This window comes from Pseudomonas sp. S5D5 (assembly GCF_003013355.1).
In the GTDB taxonomy this organism is placed as follows: domain Bacteria; phylum Pseudomonadota; class Gammaproteobacteria; order Pseudomonadales; family Pseudomonadaceae; genus Aquipseudomonas; species Aquipseudomonas aylmerensis.
In genome coordinates, this window is sequence record NZ_PTEO01000002.1 from 21113 (window position 1) to 39242 (window position 18130).

At 60.6% G+C, this 18130-nt stretch carries 24 protein-coding genes; all 24 read left to right on the forward strand.

Translation table 11 applies throughout. The features are described 5' to 3' along the window. Positions 1-3: 3 nt before the first annotated feature. Entirely contained in the window at positions 4-150 is a 147-nt protein-coding gene (locus C9990_RS32525) for a hypothetical protein (protein ID WP_177410387.1), read from the forward strand. Next, the gene (locus C9990_RS31945) at positions 147-1373 is read left to right on the forward strand and encodes a phage portal protein (RefSeq protein WP_106805766.1); all 1227 of its coding nucleotides are present in this window, start codon (positions 147-149) and stop codon (positions 1371-1373) included. Before C9990_RS32525 ends, C9990_RS31945 begins: the two co-directional genes overlap by 4 nt. A 4-nt stretch (positions 1374-1377) precedes the next feature. Then, on the forward strand, positions 1378-2001 hold the full coding sequence (locus C9990_RS31950) for an HK97 family phage prohead protease (RefSeq protein ID WP_106805767.1): 624 nt from the start codon (positions 1378-1380) through the stop codon (positions 1999-2001). Positions 2002-2016: 15 nt separating this feature from the next. Continuing rightward, on the forward strand, positions 2017-3264 hold the full coding sequence (locus tag C9990_RS31955; RefSeq protein WP_106805768.1) for a phage major capsid protein: 1248 nt from the start codon (positions 2017-2019) through the stop codon (positions 3262-3264). Between the two features lie 32 nt (positions 3265-3296). Beyond that, a complete protein-coding gene (locus C9990_RS31960; protein ID WP_256595168.1) occupies positions 3297-3686 on the forward strand; it encodes a head-tail connector protein in 390 nt (129 codons plus the stop codon). Continuing rightward, a complete protein-coding gene (locus tag C9990_RS31965; RefSeq protein WP_106805769.1) occupies positions 3683-4060 on the forward strand; it encodes a hypothetical protein in 378 nt (125 codons plus the stop codon). The genes C9990_RS31960 and C9990_RS31965 overlap by 4 nt, the downstream gene beginning before the upstream one ends. Then, on the forward strand, positions 4053-4553 hold the full coding sequence (locus C9990_RS31970) for a hypothetical protein (RefSeq protein ID WP_106805770.1): 501 nt from the start codon (positions 4053-4055) through the stop codon (positions 4551-4553). The genes C9990_RS31965 and C9990_RS31970 overlap by 8 nt, the downstream gene beginning before the upstream one ends. A 57-nt stretch (positions 4554-4610) precedes the next feature. After that, entirely contained in the window at positions 4611-5219 is a 609-nt protein-coding gene (locus tag C9990_RS31975) for a hypothetical protein (RefSeq protein ID WP_106805771.1), read from the forward strand. Further along, positions 5216-5434, forward strand: a complete 219-nt coding sequence (locus C9990_RS31980; RefSeq protein WP_218277289.1) for a DUF2635 domain-containing protein — start codon at positions 5216-5218, stop codon at positions 5432-5434. Before C9990_RS31975 ends, C9990_RS31980 begins: the two co-directional genes overlap by 4 nt. Further along, the gene (locus tag C9990_RS31985) at positions 5431-6927 is read left to right on the forward strand and encodes a phage tail sheath subtilisin-like domain-containing protein (RefSeq protein WP_106805772.1); all 1497 of its coding nucleotides are present in this window, start codon (positions 5431-5433) and stop codon (positions 6925-6927) included. Before C9990_RS31980 ends, C9990_RS31985 begins: the two co-directional genes overlap by 4 nt. Before the next feature lie 54 nt (positions 6928-6981). Beyond that, positions 6982-7329 carry a phage tail tube protein gene (locus C9990_RS31990; protein ID WP_106805773.1) on the forward strand — a complete coding sequence of 116 codons (348 nt, stop codon included), beginning with the start codon at positions 6982-6984 and terminating at the stop codon, positions 7327-7329. Further along, positions 7329-7631, forward strand: coding sequence for a phage tail assembly protein (locus C9990_RS31995; protein WP_106805774.1), 303 nt, complete (start codon positions 7329-7331; stop codon positions 7629-7631). The genes C9990_RS31990 and C9990_RS31995 overlap by 1 nt, the downstream gene beginning before the upstream one ends. Continuing rightward, entirely contained in the window at positions 7577-7762 is a 186-nt protein-coding gene (locus C9990_RS32000; protein ID WP_106805775.1) for a hypothetical protein, read from the forward strand. Before C9990_RS31995 ends, C9990_RS32000 begins: the two co-directional genes overlap by 55 nt. Continuing rightward, entirely contained in the window at positions 7762-9795 is a 2034-nt protein-coding gene (locus tag C9990_RS32005; protein WP_106805776.1) for a phage tail tape measure protein, read from the forward strand. Before C9990_RS32000 ends, C9990_RS32005 begins: the two co-directional genes overlap by 1 nt. 3 nt (positions 9796-9798) lie before the next feature. Then, positions 9799-11034: a DNA circularization protein gene (locus C9990_RS32010; RefSeq protein WP_106805777.1), complete on the forward strand. Its 1236-nt coding sequence runs from the start codon at positions 9799-9801 to the stop codon at positions 11032-11034. Positions 11035-11038: 4 nt separating this feature from the next. Continuing rightward, entirely contained in the window at positions 11039-12145 is a 1107-nt protein-coding gene (locus C9990_RS32015; RefSeq protein ID WP_106805778.1) for a phage baseplate assembly protein, read from the forward strand. Further along, complete coding sequence (locus tag C9990_RS32020; RefSeq protein ID WP_106805779.1) at positions 12142-12651, forward strand: phage baseplate assembly protein V; 510 nt, start codon at positions 12142-12144, stop codon at positions 12649-12651. Before C9990_RS32015 ends, C9990_RS32020 begins: the two co-directional genes overlap by 4 nt. A gap of 2 nt (positions 12652-12653) precedes the next feature. Further along, positions 12654-13055: a phage GP46 family protein gene (locus C9990_RS32025; RefSeq protein WP_106805780.1), complete on the forward strand. Its 402-nt coding sequence runs from the start codon at positions 12654-12656 to the stop codon at positions 13053-13055. Continuing rightward, positions 13045-14085, forward strand: coding sequence for a baseplate J/gp47 family protein (locus C9990_RS32030; protein WP_106805781.1), 1041 nt, complete (start codon positions 13045-13047; stop codon positions 14083-14085). The genes C9990_RS32025 and C9990_RS32030 overlap by 11 nt, the downstream gene beginning before the upstream one ends. After that, positions 14076-14681: a YmfQ family protein gene (locus C9990_RS32035; RefSeq protein WP_106805782.1), complete on the forward strand. Its 606-nt coding sequence runs from the start codon at positions 14076-14078 to the stop codon at positions 14679-14681. The genes C9990_RS32030 and C9990_RS32035 overlap by 10 nt, the downstream gene beginning before the upstream one ends. Beyond that, positions 14682-16478: a phage tail protein gene (locus C9990_RS32040; protein WP_106805783.1), complete on the forward strand. Its 1797-nt coding sequence runs from the start codon at positions 14682-14684 to the stop codon at positions 16476-16478. Then, positions 16475-16900 (forward strand): tail fiber assembly protein, encoded by a 426-nt coding sequence (locus C9990_RS32045; RefSeq protein ID WP_106805784.1) that lies wholly within the window; start codon positions 16475-16477, stop codon positions 16898-16900. Before C9990_RS32040 ends, C9990_RS32045 begins: the two co-directional genes overlap by 4 nt. Positions 16901-16949: 49 nt before the next feature. Next, entirely contained in the window at positions 16950-17576 is a 627-nt protein-coding gene (locus tag C9990_RS32050; RefSeq protein WP_106805785.1) for a hypothetical protein, read from the forward strand. A gap of 156 nt (positions 17577-17732) precedes the next feature. Continuing rightward, on the forward strand, positions 17733-17915 hold the full coding sequence (locus C9990_RS32055) for a hypothetical protein (protein ID WP_106805739.1): 183 nt from the start codon (positions 17733-17735) through the stop codon (positions 17913-17915). Positions 17916-18130 lie beyond the last annotated feature (215 nt).

Sequence of the window (18130 nt, forward strand, 5' to 3'; positions counted from 1 at the left end):
CCTATGAAAAATTGGCTTCCTGAACTGATCGGGACGGCAGGCTATTGCCTGTTTGTTGCCGGGCTGTACGTCCAGTTCGGCCCTGGCTGGGCGCTGATGGCCGGCGGCGTCTTGCTGCTGGCCGCCGCGATCAAGGCGGTTCGGACATGATCCTGGGCGCGATGTATGAAAACCGTAGCAGCCTGGAGAACCCCGCTACCAAGATGAACAGCCAGGAGTTGGGCGAGCTGCTGTGTGCCGGCAACGGTATTGCCGTCAGCCCCGCCACGGCGCAAAGGCTGACGGCGGTGTATGCGTGTATCTACGTGCTGTCCAGCACCATGGCGCAGTTGCCCTTAAGCGTGCTGCGTAAGGTCAACGGGGAGATTGTGCCGGCCACGGATCACCCTGCGCACTACCTGCTGCACGATGAGCCCAATCAGTGGCAAACGTCCTACAAGTGGCGCGAAACCAAGCAGGCGCACACCCTGGGCTGGGGCAACGGTTTTACGCGCCTGGTGCGCAATCGCCGGGGCGAACTGCAGGCGCTGGAAATGTGCGAGCCCCAGGTAACCGACCTGGTGAAGAACGGTGGCCGCTGGATCTACGCCACGCAGGATGACGATGGCATGCCCCTGGCAGTCGCGCCCGAAGACATGGTTCACCTGCGCGCGATTGGTTCCGGCCGGCGAATGGGCACCAGCCCGATTCGACAAAACGCCGAAACGATTGGCCTCGGCTTGGCTGCAGTGCGTTACGGCAAGGAGTTTTTTGAGGGTGGCGGCCGCCCTACAGGGCTTGTGACGCTCAAGGACGGAAATCTGCAGCGCGACGGCTGGGAGCGCCTTAAAAGCGTCTGGAACAGCGCGGTAATCAAGCTCAAGCAATCGGAGAATAAGACCCTGCTGTTGCCAGCGGATCTGGATTACAAGGCGCTGACTATCGCGCCTGAGGATGCCCAGTTTCTGGAGACGCGCAAGCTGACCCGTAGCGAGATTGCCAGCATATTCAATGTGCCTTCTCACATGATCAACGATCTTGAGAAAGCCACGTTTTCCAATATCAGCGAGCAGGCTATCCAGTACGTCCGGCACTCGGTAATGCCCTGGGTTAAAAACTGGGAAGAAGAGCTGAACCGCCGGGTGTTTACCCGGGCTGAGCGCCTGGCCGGCTATTACATCAAGTTCAACCTGGCCGGCCTGCTGCGCGGCACCCCGAAAGAGCGCGCCGAGTTCTACCGGATCGCGATCCAAGACGGCTGGATGTCTCGCAATGAGGTCCGCGTGCTGGAAGACCTGAACCCGATGGCCGGGCTCGATTCGATGTTGCTCAACGTCAATACCACGTTGCTGGGCGCTGACGGCAAGCCGTTACCCGTAACGACAAAGGAATAACCCCATGAGTGAGTTTGAGAAACGCATGCTGCTCGCGCAGCACTGCGAGCTTCGCGCTGTGCCGGTGGAAGAGGGCGGCGATCAAAATGCGTCACCGCGCATTGCCGGCTACGGCGCTGTGTTTAATCAGCGTAGCGACCTGCTGGGCGGTTTCTTTGTTGAGCTGATCGCCCCTGGTGCATTCGATGACGTGCTGGGCCAGGACGTACGCGGGCTGTTCAACCATGACCCCAACTACCTGTTGGGCCGCACGGTCAGCGGCACGCTGCGCCTCTCGGTAGACCAGCGTGGCCTGGCCTACGAAATCGACACGCCCAACACGCAGACCATTCGTGACCTTGTTGTCGAGCCGTTGAAGCGCGGCGACATGAGCGGTAGCAGCTTCGCCATGCGTGTCGCCCCTGGTGGCGACACCTGGCACGAAGAAGACGGCGTGGTGGTGCGGACGATCTACAAGATCGCTGAACTGCGCGACGTGGGCCCGGTGTCATTCCCGGCCTATCCCGATTCAAGCGCTGCACAGCGCTCCCTGGACGCCTGGAAACAGGCGAAAAACGAAGGCCTTGAGGGTCGCGCTCAGTTTGAGCGTGAAGCCCGTGAGCGCCTGCTTGATTTGAACGACCTTTAAGCCCTTGGGGGATTTATGACTCTGCAACAACTGAAAGAACTGTACGCCCAGAAAGCCGCCGAAATGCGCAGCCTGCACGAAAGCACCGGGGACGAAGTGTGGACCAGCGAAACCCGCTCCAAGTGGGAAGCTATCAGGGTCGACCTGAAAGCCTTGAAAGAGAAGATCGAACGCGAAGAAGAGCTTCGCGAAAACGATCAGTCCTTTATCGAAGAGCGCGCCCGCAATGCCAATCAAGGCACCCAGCATCAGCAGCAGCTGACGGGCGAACAGGCTGAACTGCGCAGCGCCTTCGATGCGTTCTTGCGCGGTGGCGCTGAGCATCTGACTGCAGAACAGCGCTCGGCAGTATTTGCCATGCGCGCCCAAGGCGTACAAGGCCCCGAAGCTGGCGGCTATACGGTGCCTACCACGCTGCAGGCGAAAGTAATCGAGGCCCTGAGCACTTACGGCGGTATCGCGTCCGTATGTCAGTTGCTCAACACCGACAACGGCGCGCCCATTGCCTGGGCGGTGAGCAATGGCGGCGAAGAAGAGGGCGAGCTGATCGGCGAGAACAAGCAGACCGGCGAAAAGGATGTTGAGTTTGGTATGGGCACGCTGGGCTCCCACACCATCAGTTCGAAAATCATCCGCGTCTCTGAGCAGCTGCTGCAGGATTCCGGTATCGACATGGAAGCCTTCCTGGCCGGCCGCATCAGCAAGCGCTGTGGTCGCACCCGCAACCGACTGATCGTGCAAGGCACTGGGGCAGCCGAGACGGACACCGCGCCGGCCCAGCCCAAAGGTTTGGAGGCGGCTGTAGGTGTGGGCAAGGTGACGGCCAGTGCATCCCAGTTCACCTGGCAGGAAGTCAACGGCCTGATTCACTCGGTCGATCCGGCCTATCGTGCGGCCCCTAACTTCCGCCTGGCCTTCAACGACAATACCTGCCAGGCCATGGAAGAAATGGTCGACGGCAACAAGCGGCCGCTGTGGCTGCCGGGTATCGACAGCGACCGCCCGGCGACCATCCTGAAACAGCAATACGTGATCGATCAGGCGATTGCCAATATCGGCGCTGGTAAGAAGTTCATGTATGCCGGCGACTTCAATGAGCTGATCTTGCGTGCCGTGCGCAGCCTGACCCTGAAACGCCTGGTCGAGCGTTACGCTGAGTTCGGCCAGGTGGGTTTCCTGGCGTTCCTGCGCTTCGGCATCGTCCTGCAGGACACTGCAGCCATCAAAGCATTGGCCGGCAAAGGTGCCGAAGTCGAGGCCTAAGCCTGGAGCGGGGCCGTGCAAGCGGCCCCTGTATGCGCATGTTGACGCTTGAGCAAATTAAGCAGCATTGCCGGCTTGAGCTGGACGACACCGAGGAAGACGAGCTGCTGCAGGGTTACGGCCGTGCAGCGCGGCGAATGGTCGAGACTCGCACCGGCCGCAAGCTGGTGCGGGTCGAGTTACCCGCTGACGCGCCGCCGGATGCTGCCGGCGATTACGACTACCTGCGCAGCCTGTTGCCGGCAACGGCGCCGGAGAATGCGTTACCCGTAACGGATGACGTAACCCTGGCAATGAAAATGCTGGTCGCTCACTGGTACCGCAATCGCGAAGCCGTCACCGAAGCCACTGCAACGGGCTCACGCGCGTTACCGCTGGCCTTTGAGGCGTTGGTAGGCCCTTACAACTGGATATCGCTATGAAGCACCCAGCCGCTGGCGAGCGGGATAAACGCATTGAAATCCGGGTGCGCAATGACAAGCCCTTGAATGACGCCGATCTGGTGTCGGGTTACATCATCGTCGGTCACCGCTGGGCGCTGCTGGAGCCGCTGGGCACGCTGTTGGTGCATAGCGGTATTCAGGTCAACAAGAAGATCACCCACCGCCTGACCTTCAAGCGCCTGCCGGGGATTGATGACCGGCATGAGGTTGTCCAGGGCAAACGGTTGTTTCGGGTGGTGGGTGTGGGTGACGTGAACGAATCGGGCATTGATACGGTGCTTGAGGTCGAGGAAATCACCGGCAACCCGGCCAGCGCGTCGTCCATGCCAAAGCGGGATATCTACGATGAGTAACAGCGCCGAGGTTAATGGCTACCTGCACATTGAGGGTTTCGAGAAGTTCGACCGCGAAGCCTTCGACAAGAAGAAAGTACGCGCCGGGATGCGCAAGGCCGGCCGCCTGGTAACGGGCAAAGCGCAGATGAATCTGGCCTTGGCCCGGGGTGCTGCAGGTTACCCGCACGTGCGTACAGGTCGCTTGCGGGATTCGGTCACCTTCAAGGTGTCGCGCTCCGGGTTCATGGTGAAGGTGGCGCCGAAGAAGACCAGCGACATGACGGCCTTCTATCCGGCCTATCTGCACTACGGGGTCAAGCAAGGCGGCCGCATCAAGGGCCAGGCCGGTGGCCGTCGCGCACGCGGTGGCCGGGCGGATCTGGTGGCGGCCCGCCGTGCTGGAGGTTGGCGGATTGATCCGCGCGACAACTACATGGCCGACGCCCTGCAGGATTCGGCGGCAGGCGTGCAGAAGATCCTGGGCGCCGCTTTCGCGGATGGCCTGCGATAAGCGCAACCCTTCTACAAGCCCCGTATCTCGGGGCTTTTTTATGCCTGGAGTTCAACGGTGAAGCTGATCCCGATCATCAAGCACCTGCGCAATACCTGCCCAACATTTGCGCGTCGTGTGTACGGGGGCCTTGATTGGGACCCGGTCGCAAAGAGCGTTAAGACCGACATGCCGGCCGCCTATGTAATCTGCATCGGCGACTCTGCAGACCCTTCGGATGTGTCGGGAATGATCCGGCAGAAAGTGCGCGATGCAATCGACGTGAACGTTGAGGTGTGGTGTGAGGACGAGCGCGGCCAGGGCGCCGCTGACCTGATTCACGACCTGCGCGCCGAACTTTGGCGCGCCTTGGTGGGGTTCAAGCCAGGTGGAGACGGCGACCCGCTGCAGTACGACGACAGCGAACTGTTGCTGATCGACCGTTCGAAGGCTGTCTACCGCTTTCGCTTCTTCACCGAATTCATGATCGGCCGCACAGAGGTGAGGCCAGGCCAGTCGCTGGGCCCGCCAGAAACCTGGCAAGAGGTCGAGCAGGACGGCCTTGTCTCGTTCGATGGCGTGAACATCGATGTCGATTTTATCGACCCCATTTTTGACAAAAACCTTTCCCCTGCCGGCCCTGACGGCCGGATCGAAATCAAAGCCCGCGAGGATCTGCAACCGTGACGCAAATCTACCTGAAACCAGTGGCCGGCCGGGATAGCCCCGACCCGGCCAAGGGCGGCGCCCTGCTGCCTGAAAAGGGCGACAGCGTGCCCCTGAACGCTTACTGGCAGCGCCGTATCAATGACGGCGATGTTGTGAAGGCTGAGCCACCGAAGGCCGCGAAAGCGACCACGAAGGGCGCCCAGCCAGCGGACAACGGGAGTGCTGAGGCATGAGCGTAAGTTTTAATCAAATCCCCGGCGATATCCGGGTGCCTCTGTTTTATGCCGAGGTCGATAACTCCCAAGCCAACACTGCCCAGGAAAGCCTGCGCCGGCTGATCATCGCCCAGGTGAATGATGACGCAGACAGCGAAGACATTGGCCGCCTGGTGCTGGTGTCGCGCACTACCCAGGCCACGCTGATTGGCGGGCAAGGCTCGATGCTGGCCGCGATGCATAAGCGACTGCGCTCTATCGACGTGATGGGCGAGGTTTGGTGTCTGCCGCTGAAAGTCGAAACGGGCACTGCCGCGAAAGCTACCGTTACCGTAACGGGCGCCGCGACGGAATCCGGCTTGCTCTATCTGTACGTGGGCGGAAAGCGGGTGCGCTCGATTGTCACCGCCCAGGCCAGCGCGGCGTCGGTTGCGGCGGCGCTTGCCAAGGCGATCAACGACGACATTGATTTGCCGGTGACGGCTGCAGCAGTCGAGGCGGTTGTAACGCTGACTTGCAAGTTCAAGGGTGAGCTTGGCAATGACATCATTGTCTTGATGAACCGCCTGGGCCGCGCAAATGGTGAGTACACCCCTGCCGGCCTGACAGTAACGGCCACCGCGATGACCAGCGGCGCCGGCACGCCGGAAATGTCGGCCGCCCTGGCGGCCCTGGGTGATGAGCCTTTCGAGTTCATTGCACAGCCCTGGACGGACCCCACCACGCTCGATGCGTGGAAGTCGACCATGGATGAGAGTTCCGGCCGCTGGTCATGGTCCAAGCAGCTGTATGGGCACGTGTACGCCGCGAAGCGCGGCACGCTGGGCCAGCTGGTGGCCGCAGGGCGCGTGCGCAACGATCCGCATATCAGCATTGGCGGCTTTGAGAAAAGCTTGCCGCAGCCGGTGTGGGAGGTCGCCGCGCAATTCATGGCCCGTACGGCTGTGTTTATCAGTGCTGACCCTGCACGGCCCACGCAAAGCGGCGAGCTGGGCGCAATTCAGCCGGCGGCCGCGAGTGATCGCTTCCTGATTGATGAGTCGCAATCGCTGCTGACAAACGGGATTGCTACGTTCAGCTCCACCGGCGGTTCCGTGCGGATTCAGCGCGCCATTACGACCTACCAGCGCAACGCCTACGGCCAGGCTGATGACTCGTATCTGGATAGCGAACCACTGCACCAGTCGGCGCATGTGATTCGCTTCCTGCGCACGCGCATTACCAGCAAGTACGGCCGGCACAAGCTTGCCAATGACGGGACGAACTTTGGCCCAGGCCAGGCGATTGTCACGCCGAACGTGATCCGGGGGGAGTTGATCGCCGCCTATGGCGAGCTGGAGCGTGCCGGCCTGGTGGAGAACGCCGAAATGTTTAAGGCCAACCTGATCGTGGAGCGCGACCCGAGCAACCCGAACCGCTTGAACATCCTGTTCCCGCCGGATCTGGTGAACCAGCTTCGCGTGTTTGCGCTGCTGTACCAGTTCCGTTCGCAGTACCCCGAAGCGGCGTAAGCCGACACATGAATACCCAGCCCGCCACGTGCGGGCTTTTTTATGGGAGGCCATATGGGCCAAGCAGTCGCAGGCACTTGTTACATCAAAGTCGACGGTAGCCAGCTGGTGGTCACGGGTGGCGTAGAGGCGCCCGTCTCCAAGGTCAAGCGCGAGTCGATCCGTCCGGGCTATTTCAAGGAAGAGGACGTAACCCCTTTCGTAAAGGTCGACGCGGTGAAAACGCCGGGCCTGGACCTGGCGAAGATCACCACCAACACCAACATGACCGTGACCGCCGAATTCAAGGATGGCGGCGTGTACGTGTTGAGCGGCGCGTACCTGGTGGATGACGCCACGGTCAACGGCGACGACGGAAAACTCACCCTGAAATTCGAAGGCATCAACGGAGATTGGCAGTAATGACCAACACGACCATTCACAAACTGAAAGTACCGATCACCGCACACAACGAGCAGCTGACTGAGCTGGAAGTGCGCCGTCCTACCACCAAGGAAGTTCGGGCCATCAAGGCGCTGCCGTACACCCTGAGCGAAAACAGCATGCCAGTGGTGGAACCTGACGTGGTGTGCAAGTACATCGCGGTTTGCACCGCGATCCCGCAAAGCTCGGTTGAGCAGTTGGACCTGGCCGACCTGAATGAGCTGGCGTGGATTCTGATCGGTTTTTTCATGACTCCGGCGTCGACTCCGCAGACCGCCTGATTAGCCTGGTCTATGACCTGGCGTATTTCTGGAAGGTCGACCCGGACAACATGATGGGCCGGCCGATGGATGCGCTGCTCGAAAGCTTTGAGCAAGCGCACCGGATCTTGAATGAGCAGCAGGTGGGTTAATGGCCGATAAGTTCCAGCTAAAGGCGCTGATTACAGGCGTCGACAAGCTGTCGCCGATGCTGGGCACCATCCGTAAAAACGCCATGGGACTGCGCAAGCAGTTGAACAGCACCGGCCTCGGCAAAATCACGTTCATGGAAGCCCTGCAGGGCGGCGCTATCGCGGCGCCGTTCGTAATGGGGGTCAAGGCTGCCATAGGCTTTGAAAGCGCCATGGCGGACGTTAAGAAGGTGGTTAACTTCGATACGCCGCAGCAGTTTAAGGACATGAGCCAGGACGTTCGGAACCTGTCCAAAGAGCTGCCCATGTCGGCCGAAGGGATTGCGGCCATCGTGGCCGCCGGTGGGCAGTCAGGCATTGCCCGGGAAGAACTGAATGCGTTCGCCCAGGACGCGGTAAAGATGGGGATCGCGTTCGACACCACGGCGGAAGAATCTGGCTCGATGATGGCGAAGTGGCGCACCGCGTTCAAGTTGAACCAGACCGAAGTGGTTGTGCTGGCCGACAAGATCAACGAGTTAGGCAACACCGGCGCCGCCAGTGTTGGGCAAATCTCCAAGATCGTGACGGCCATCGGCCCCCTGGGCGAAATTGCCGGCCTCAATGCCGGCCAGATTGCCGCCATGGCCTCGTCCTTGGCAGGGGTAGGTATCGCCGAAGATGTAGCCGCGACGGGCATGAAAAACTTTGCGCTCACGCTGACAGCCGGCACCGCGGCTACCAAGTCGCAGAAGCAGGCCTTCAAGGCCTTGCGCCTGGATTCCGCAGCTATCGCCAAAGGCATGTCGGTGGACTCCGAGGGCACCATTAACAAGGTGCTTAAGTCGATTGGCAAAGTTGAGAAAAGCAAGCAGGCGGCCGTGCTGACGCAGCTGTTCGGCAAGGAGTCGGTAGGGGCCATCGCGCCGCTGCTGACCAACTTGGACACACTGCAGAAGAACTTTGGCCTGGTGAACGACCAGACAAAGTTCGGCGGCTCGATGCAGAGGGAATATGCATCCAGGGCGGCCACCACTGCGAACGCCATGCAGCTGATGCAGAACCGCGTCACCGACCTGGGTATCTCTGTCGGTACCGCGTTGCTGCCGCCGTTGAATGACTTCCTTGAAGCCGTTGGGCCGATCGTCTCGCAAATCTCGGCAGTGGTTGCTGCTAACCCGGGCTTGATCAAAGCGATTGTTGGGGCTGCTGCAGGCTTCGCCGTGCTGCGCCTTGCAGTGATCACGGCAACCTTTGCCATGACCATGTTCGACAACGTGACGAAAAAAAGCATCGTCGGGATTGTGGTGCGCGGCCTGGCGATGGCCGCCGGCATGTTGATTGCCAACTGGTCGGTGGTCGCGCCGTACTTCCAGGCGATTTGGGCAAAGATCCAGGGGCCGGCAATGGCGTTGTGGGCTTGGCTGAAAAATGCCTTCACCTACACGCCGCTTGCCCAGGTGATCGAAAACTGGGGGCCGCTGACGGAGTTCTTTGCGGCGACGTGGGAGTTAGTGCAGGCGCTGTCTGTGCCGTTCTTTGACTTCATGAAGTCGGCTTTCGACTTTTCCCCGCTGGGCCTGATCATCAAGCACTGGGAGCCGATAACGGCGTGGTTCCAGGGGCTGTGGGACACCATCAAGCCGATCATTGAACCTATCCTGAAATTCATGGGAGGTGGTGAAGGTGGCCCCGGGATCATCAAGACCGCGACCAATAAGGCCAAGAGCTGGGCGGAAGAACAGCGCGAGCGGAATGCGGGGGCTGGAGGCGGCACAGGGGCCTTTGTGCAGGCTGATGCAGTGGATCAGGCAATCAACGCCCAGGCGGCGCGCAATGCGTCCATGGGCGGCCTGGATGCTAAATCCCTGCTGCGCACCCCAGGTGCGCCGTCAATCAATCAGCAGGCGGCAGCCAACCAGCGCAACAATCTGGAAGGTTCGCTGTTGATCAAGATGGAGGGCGCGCCGCCGGGTACGCGCGTGGAGGGTTCCACCAACCAGCCAGGCCTTAAGGTCGATTCGCAATTGGGCACCCGTAGCCTGTCGAGGTAAGCAATGGCCACTTGGCGCGAGCAGTTACAACCGGCGTCGTTTCGCGGGGTGCCGTTTCACGTTGAATCGGAAAGCACCCCCGTAGGCCGCCGGACGCAGGTGCATGAATTCCCCCAGCGCAACCGGCCTGTGGTTGAAGACCTGGGCGAACAAACCCGGATCATCAAGTTCACGGCGTTTGTGGTGGGGGAGGATTGTTTTTTTCAGCGGGACAACTTACTGCAGGCGCTCAATCAGCCAGGCCCTGGGACGTTGATTCATCCGTGGTACGGGCAGATGTATGGCACCGCCACGGATTGTTCGGCGGGCCATGCGTGGAATGAAGGCGGCGTCACGCGCTTTGAGTTGATGTTTGTTGAAGGGGGTGAAAAGGGCTACCCGGCCGGCGTGCCGAACACGGCACGTCAGCTGGAGGCCGAGAATGAAAGCCTCTTGGATTCCGCGATTGCGCGGTACAAGGCGGCGATGGCCCTGGTCAATAAAGCCCGCCTGAGCGTCAAGGCGCTGCAGAACGGCCTAGCCGGGGTGCAGATGTTCATTCAGCAGGAAATCAGCCAGATAACGGGCCTGGTTAGCTCTGTGGTCACGCTGGCCGACATGGTGGCGAATTTCCCCGACAACCTGGCAAGCATGCTGCAGTCGCAGTTTTCCAGCATGTCGACCGACTTTGACCGGTTCAGCCTTTCGCGGCGCACGGCCGGCAGCAAGGTGGACGCTGCCCGGGGCATTGCGGCACTGCCGGCGCCTGCAGGCGGGGCGGCCACCATCGCGGCCGTAACGGCTACGCGTGACCTGGTGCGCGACGTGTTGATCATCGACGCGTTGCGCATTGTCGCGTCCATGCCGGTAGTTCAGGCGCCGTCTGTGCTGCCTGGCGTTCCGACCCTGGAGCAGCAAGTGGCGGCGCCGATTGAGCGTGCCGAGGTGCCGGTAACTGACGATGTGCTGTCGTTGCGTAATGACATCAGCGCAGAGATTTGGGACGCCCAGCTGCAGGCGCCGTACGCGCACTTTGAACGCCTGGACAGCGCCAGAAAGCTGGTCAGGGCGCACCTGGCCGAAGTCGCTAAGGCCGGTGTCCGGCTGATCGAACTGACCCCGAAACAAACCCTGCCGGCGTTCGTGCTGGCTTACCAGCAGTTCGGTGACGCATCGCGCGCCGATGAAATCGTTACGCGTAACGCCGTGCAGCACCCGGGCTTCTTGCCGCCGCTGCCGCTGAAAGTCGCCCAGGAGTAACCCTATGGACCCGCAAAACGCTGTGACACTGAGTGTCAACGGCATGGATTACAGCGGCTGGAAGAACGTCAGCATCACCGCATCCATTGAGCGCCAATGCCGAGATTTCAGCGTTGGCGTTACTTGGGAGTTGTCCGGGGACGTGCCTATCCCAATTCGCCAGGGGGACCGCGCTGCCGTGCGCATTGGCGCCGATCATGTGTTGACGGCGTATGTCTTCAAGACACCGATCAGCTATGACGCCAGGCAGATTACCCGGGCTATCGGCGGCCGTTCAAAGACGGCGGATCTGGTGGACTGCGCCGCGATCAACAAGCCCGGCCAGTGGCGCGGCCAGAGCATTCAAACCATCGTGAAGGCCTTGGCGTCGACCTACAAAATCGAAGTCGTTAGCCAGGTGCCCGAGACCAGCAAAATCACGGATCACACGATTGAGCCCGGGGAGACGGTTTTTGAATCCATCGACCGACTGCTGACGCTTTCCCGGTTGTTGTCGACCGATGACGAGTTGGGCCGGCTGGTGATCGTTTCCCCGGGCAGCGCAGGGCGTGCAGTCGACCGCCTGGAGCTGGGGCAAAACATCTTGACCGGCAGCACTGAGCTGGATTTTTCCGGGGTTTTTTCGGAATACCGCGTGATCGGCCAACGGAAGGGCACCGACGACGAGTCGGGCGCTGCGTCGTCCGAGGTGGCTTCAACGGTGACCGACCCACGGGCGCCGCGCTATCGGGTGCTGCAGATACAGGAAAGCGGAAACCTGACGCCTGAGCTGGCCCAGGCCCGGGCGAACTGGGAGCGCGGGAACCGCATCGGCAAGGCGCTGACGCTTAAGTACAAGGTTCAGGGGTGGCGGCAGTCAAACGGCGCGCTGTGGCGGGTGAACCTGATGGTCCGGGTAGTCGACCGCGCCTTGGGCATTGATCGCGACATGTTGATCAGCGAGGTGCAATACAGCCTCGACGAGACGGGCACCACCTGCAGTCTGTCGGTTGCGCCTGCAGAAGCTTTTCTGCCCGAACCCAAAGACCCGCACAAGTCGCGCAAGCTCAAGAAGGGCGGCGCAGCGGACAACTTTGAATACCTAATTCCTGCCGACTGGAAGCCCGAATGAGCAACCTAAAAAACATTCTCGTACGCGGCACGCTGAGCCTGGTCGACGGCCTGAAAAAGCTGCAGGAACTGCAGGTGAAATTGCTGGCCGGAGAAATCAAGGACGGCATGGAACACTTCGAGCCCTACGGCTTCACGTCCAACGCCAAGGCCGGCGCCGAGGTGCTTGCCGGCTTCTTTGGCGGCGACCGCTCCCACGGGGTGGTGATCTGCGTTGCTGACCGGCGCTTTCGCCTGCAGGGCCTGCAGAGCGGCGAGGTGGCGCTATACACCGACGAGGGCGACAAGCTGCACTTTAAGCGCGGCCGTGAGATCGAAATTGAATGCATGGTGCTTAAAGTCAAGGCAGAGACAGCGGTTGAGTTCGATACGCCGGAGATTCGCACCACCGGCAAGATCGTGTCTGCAGGTGATCAGGTGGCCGCAGGCATTAGCCAGGTTCAACACGGCCACACCGAAGTCATGAAGGGCCCGGCCATTTCCGGCCCGCCTGCAGCGCCGGAGTGATCATGGCCCTTATCAACGAAGACGTGACCGAAAGCGTCTGGCGCCGCGCGGCCGTGGTCAGTCTGCTGACCTGGCGTCGTGCCGGCACGGATGACCCGCTTGATGATGCTGAGCGCTACGGCTGGTGGGGTGACAGCTTTCCCACGGTGACCAGCGACCAAATCGGCTCCCGCCTATGGCAGCTGCGCCGGCGCACTCTCAACGCGGACACGGTGCGGGACGCTACAACGTTCGCCCGGGAGTCGCTGCAATGGATGCTCGATGACGGCCGGGTGACGGCCGTCGACATCACCACTACACGCGGCGTTGATCGCCTCGACATGCGCATTGTTCTGGTTTTCCGGGGCGGTGCACTGCTGGAACTCTCTCTAGACAACTTGTGGCAGGTGATTCATGCCGTTTAACACTCCGACCATGCCCGAACTGATCAGTCGTGCCCGTAGCGACCTGGCGGGCTCTAGCGCGCTGCTGCGCTCTGACGCCGAAGTGCTTGCCCGGGTCAACGCTGCAGCGTCCTACGGCCGCTATGCGCATCAAGCGTATATCGCTGACCAGATCCTCCCCGATAAGGCCGATGAGGACACGTTGCGCCGTATGGCGCGGGCCAGGCTCAAGCGTGACCGGTTGCCGGCGGTAGCTGCAACAGGGCCTGCCAGCTTCACCGGCGCCGTGCGCGCCGTGCTCGATGCCGGCACGTTGCTGCAGCGCGAGGACGGGCAGCGCTTTCGGGTGTCGTTATCAGTAACGCTCAATTCCCCGGCCGGCGTTGCCACGTTGGAGGCGGTCGACGCGGGCCAGTTGGGCAATACCCCCGCCGGCACCGTGCTGCGAAGCGTCTCACCCGTCGAAGGTGTAGCGGATACCTTCACCGTCCTTGAGCCAGGCATTACCGGCGGCACCGAGCAAGAAAGCATCGAGGCGCTGCGCGCCCGGGTGATCCGCTCTTATCGAGTGGTGCCTCACGGGGGCAGTACCAGCGACTACGAAACCTGGGCACTTGAAGTGCCTGGTGTGACCCGGGCATGGGTTCGCCGGCACTGGATGGGCCCCGGCACGGTAGCGGTATTCATCGTCAGGGATGGCGACGTGAACCCCATTCCAGGGCCGGAAGCGCTGGCCCTGGCGTTCGCTTATATCGAGGGCGAGCGGCCGGTAACGGCTGAGCTGGCCGTCCTGGCGCCTGTAGAGAAGCCGATTCAGTACGAAATCAAGTTGCTGCCTGACAGTGGCGTCGTCCGTGCCGCCGTCGAAGCGGCCCTGGTGGATCTGCACAACCGCGAATCAGACCTGGGCGTCACGTTGTTGGGTACGCATATCAGCGAAGCCATCAGCGGCGCTGCAGGCGAGAAGGATCATGTGTTGTTCAGCCCTGCCGGCAACGTGGAGCCGGGCGCCAATGAGCTACCGACCTTCGGGGGGATCTTATGGCGATAAGAACAGCGACGGATTATTACCGCCAGTTGGTCGCGTTGCTGCCGCCAGGGCCCGCCTGGGACGTGGAGCTGGTGCCGGAAATTCGCGAACTGCTGCAGGCCGGATCTGTGGAGCTGGCCCGCGAGGATCTGCGGCTATCTGACCTGCTGGCAGAGAGTGACCCGGACACCGTGCGCGAGCTGGTGCCCGACTGGGAACAGGTCATGGATCTGCCGGACCCATGCTTGGGGGAAAGCCCGGCATTCGAAGACCGCCAGCTGGCCGTGCGGCGCCGCCTGGTTGAAGTGGGCGGGCAAAAGCCGGCGTTCTTTGTGCAGCTCGCCATTACCCAGGGCTACCCGGAAGCCACTGTGACCGAACACCGCGCGCCGCGCTTCGGTGCGGCGCGCTTCGGCCGCTCTCACTTCGGTACGTGGTCGGCTCAATTCATGTGGACGTTAAACACGGGGCCCCGCCGTCGCCTGGGCCGACGCTTTGGCGCCAGTTACTTCGGCGAGCGATTCGGGGTTAACCCAAGCGGAGCACTTGAATGCGTGATTCGACGCAGTGCGCCGGCACATGCATTGGAATTTATTAATTACGGGGTTGGGGTTTAAATGGATTATCCAAAGAGTGTGCCAAACGTGGGTTTGGTTAACGGTAAGTTTGTGGATGAAAACACAACTACCGGACAAGTTGGCTCGCTGATTCCCGCGACCTGGGGATCTGCTGTCACTGACGAAATCTTGAACGTGATCATGGGCGGTGGTTATGTCCCGGATGAGAACGAAAACGGACAGCTTCTGCAGGCGATTAAAGAGATCATCGCCGATAACATTCCGCCCGAAAAAGTGCGCACGACTCTCGCCGAGTACGGGATCACGGACGCCTATACCAAGGCGGTCACGTACACAAAGGAAGAGATCGAAGCCAAGCTCAAGAACCTGTCAGCGCTGCCCGTGGGAGCTATGGTGCCGTTCCCGCGAGGGACTGTGCCGGCTGGCTTCCTTGAAGCAAACGGCGACTCCTTCAACCCGGATACCTATCCAGATTTGGCCGCCTATTTGGGGGGGAATACGCTCCCTGATACTCGCGGCGAATTCCTTCGCGGCTGGGACCATGGGCGCGGGGTGGATGCCGGGCGCGCAATTGCCTCTATTCAGCTCGATAGTCTGCAAGGCTTTCGCGTGGAGTCGATGCGGGGTAAGGCCGGCACATCCTGGGGTAACGATGATGGCGGAGCTGGTGATCCAGCGTGGGGCCCGCCGATGGGCTCAGCCACTCAGGGTACAAGACCCCGTAACTTAACGGGCGCTTTCGTAAGTGATGGCGTGAACGGCACCCCACGGATAGGCAGTGAGACGCGAGCCCGCAACTTGGCGGTGATGTGGTGCATCAAAGTTTGGAATGCACCAGTCAACCAAGGAAACATTGACGTTGCGGCGCTTGAAGCAGAAGTGGCGCGGATGCGCTCTCTGGTGATCACGACCACCCACAAAAAGCTATTTGTTTCATCTACGGGGGTCAGCGCAGTCGTCTCGCTCAAGGCTGAAAAGCTGATCATCGGTAACGGTGCTGCTACGAAGGCAGTAACGCAAGTCGATCTATCCGTGAACATGACGGCGTCTGGTTTGGGTGGCCTGGATACGGGTGTGGTTGCTGCGTCGAGCTGTTACGGCATTTGGGTTGCATCAAACGGTGCAAACACGGCCGCCATTGCAGCGCTAATGCCGGTATTGCAAGGGGCGCTTACGCTCGGCTCGCCGGTAATTACTGGCCTCGCTAGTACCGCTTCAATGCGTGCTGGCATGCAGTTCTCTAGCGCGTTTTTCCCGTGGGGTGTGACGATCAAGTCGATTGACTCGGCGAGTCAAATCACTGCCAGCCAATCGGCGCTGGCGACGGTAGCAGCGGATAACCTGCGGTTTGTGTACGAGCCGATATTGCCTGCGGGTTATGTGGCGAGCCGCTTTAGTGCGCTGTTTACTGATGCCACGGCAAGCAAGTTTCCTCTTGCGTATACACAGGTTGATAAGTGGATTCTCTACCGCCCTGGCGCTGGAACCAACATTGTCAACTTGCCGTTGCTTGCGAGTGGAGTGCAGGGAGCTACAGCGCAGCCGCCGACGTTCGTGCCGGTTGCTGTTGGGGCGTTGGTGCCGCCTACGGCCTCTAAAGTGAAGTTCACTGTATGGGGGCATGTCGGGAATACATCAGTTATCGCCGCGCCAAATCCTGGCCATTATGGAATTACAAGCGTTCCTGCAGGTGCCTCTCCGCTGCACATAAGTGATTCCGCCGCCGCGCACAACGCAGAAACAGGCGAAATCACTATTGAGCGTGGGTACATGTATTACGCGTCTGGTGCTACTTACTCGGGTCTTGCGTGCAATGGATATGAGGACAATATATGAGTGGCTTTGCTGTTCGTAACGATGGTGAGTTGGGGTGGCGGGCAATCACCAGTATTGAGGAACTGTTCCCCAATGAGGTTTTTTCAGCGGTTGAGCCTTTGCCGGTGTCTGAACCTGAGCCAAGTATTGAGGAGTTGAGCGCCAAGGCCAGGGAGCAGCGCGACAAGTTGCTGACCATCGCCGCAAACCGCATGGGACCGCTGCAAGACGCTGTAGACATCGGTCGCGCTACCGACGGCGATGTTGCGCAGCTGACGCTGTGGAAGGGCTACCGGGTCGACCTCAACCGGATTGAGCAGCAGGAGGGCTTCCCGGCCGAAATTCAGTGGCCGCTATCGCCCGATGAGCAGCCGGCACCTGAGCCTGAGCCTGAGCCGGTAGAAACGCCGGTAGAAACGCCGGCTGAAACGCCGACCGAATAACGCCCCGCACTGACGGGGCGTTTTCTTTTTCACTATCTGAGGTTTACCCATGCTGTCGCATATCCTGCGCGCTGCTTTGCAGTGGGCGTTGTTTCTCCCGTTACGCGTAACGCTGATCCTACTGGGCTTTCTGGTGGTGCCCTTGGCGCTGCCATTCATGACCATTGAAAATCCGCCCATCGCCTTCACCCAGGCGCCTGGCTACTGGGGGCTTGGCCGTCTGCCGGCGTGGGCCTGGCTGTGGTCCAACGACCGCGACGGCGCCCTGGGCGATAAGCGCGGCTGGTGGCATATGAACACGCCGTTCGACCTGGGCGCCTATCACTGGTTCTCTCAGTTCTGGTGGCTGGCTATCCGCAATCCTGCGAACAACATGCGTTTCTGCCCCTGGTTCAGCTGTCCGGTGGCCGAGTGCGACTACCGCTATTGGGGCTCTGAGGTGGTCAAGGATCGCCCAGGGCAGGGAGGGCGGCGCCTGATTTTGGCTACGCACAAGACAACCGGCCGCCGCTACTACGGTTTCTACGGGGTGTGGCAGTGGTCGGCCACGCGTGCCCTGGTGATTCAGATTGGCTTCAAGCCAGAGCCAAGCGACTGGAAAGAGGACTACAGCGCCGATCCAACCGCGCAGTGGAAGGGCCTCACGTTTGAGGTAAATCCCTGGAAAGGCATCTAGGCCTATCCGACAAAGGGTCGGCCAGGCGCCGGCCCGCGTCGGGTACAGTGCGCGCGCCGCGCAATATCGTCAGGCCACCACTGTTTATCTATCCAGTATTGGGCGATTCTAGATAGAATCGCCGCACTTGAATGACTGCTGTAGGAAGGAGCCCCTATGTCTGATACACCCTCTGCAAACCCTTTGATCAAAAGTGACCAAGCGTCTACTATCGACGCGATTAATCAGTACGTTGCGTGGTTGTGTATTCAGAAGGGCAACGACGACACGGCGCACCCAGGCGAGGCGCTGCAACTGGAGACGTTGCGGCAGGCGCTTGTTTCGCTTAAGAAAGTGTAAATTTACACTAATTGTGGACGACCAAAGACTGGCGCGTTATTCTGAGCGCCGTCAGCCCCTTGGGGGCACAGCAGTTACGAAGAATTAGAAATTTTTAGGCAGGCTTAAAAAAGAAAACCCCCGACCTTGGCGGGACGGGGGCTTCTGGTGATCGGCACAAACGGCTTCTCAACCTGGCAGGTAGAAGTCTATTAGCTGATCACCGCATAAGCAAG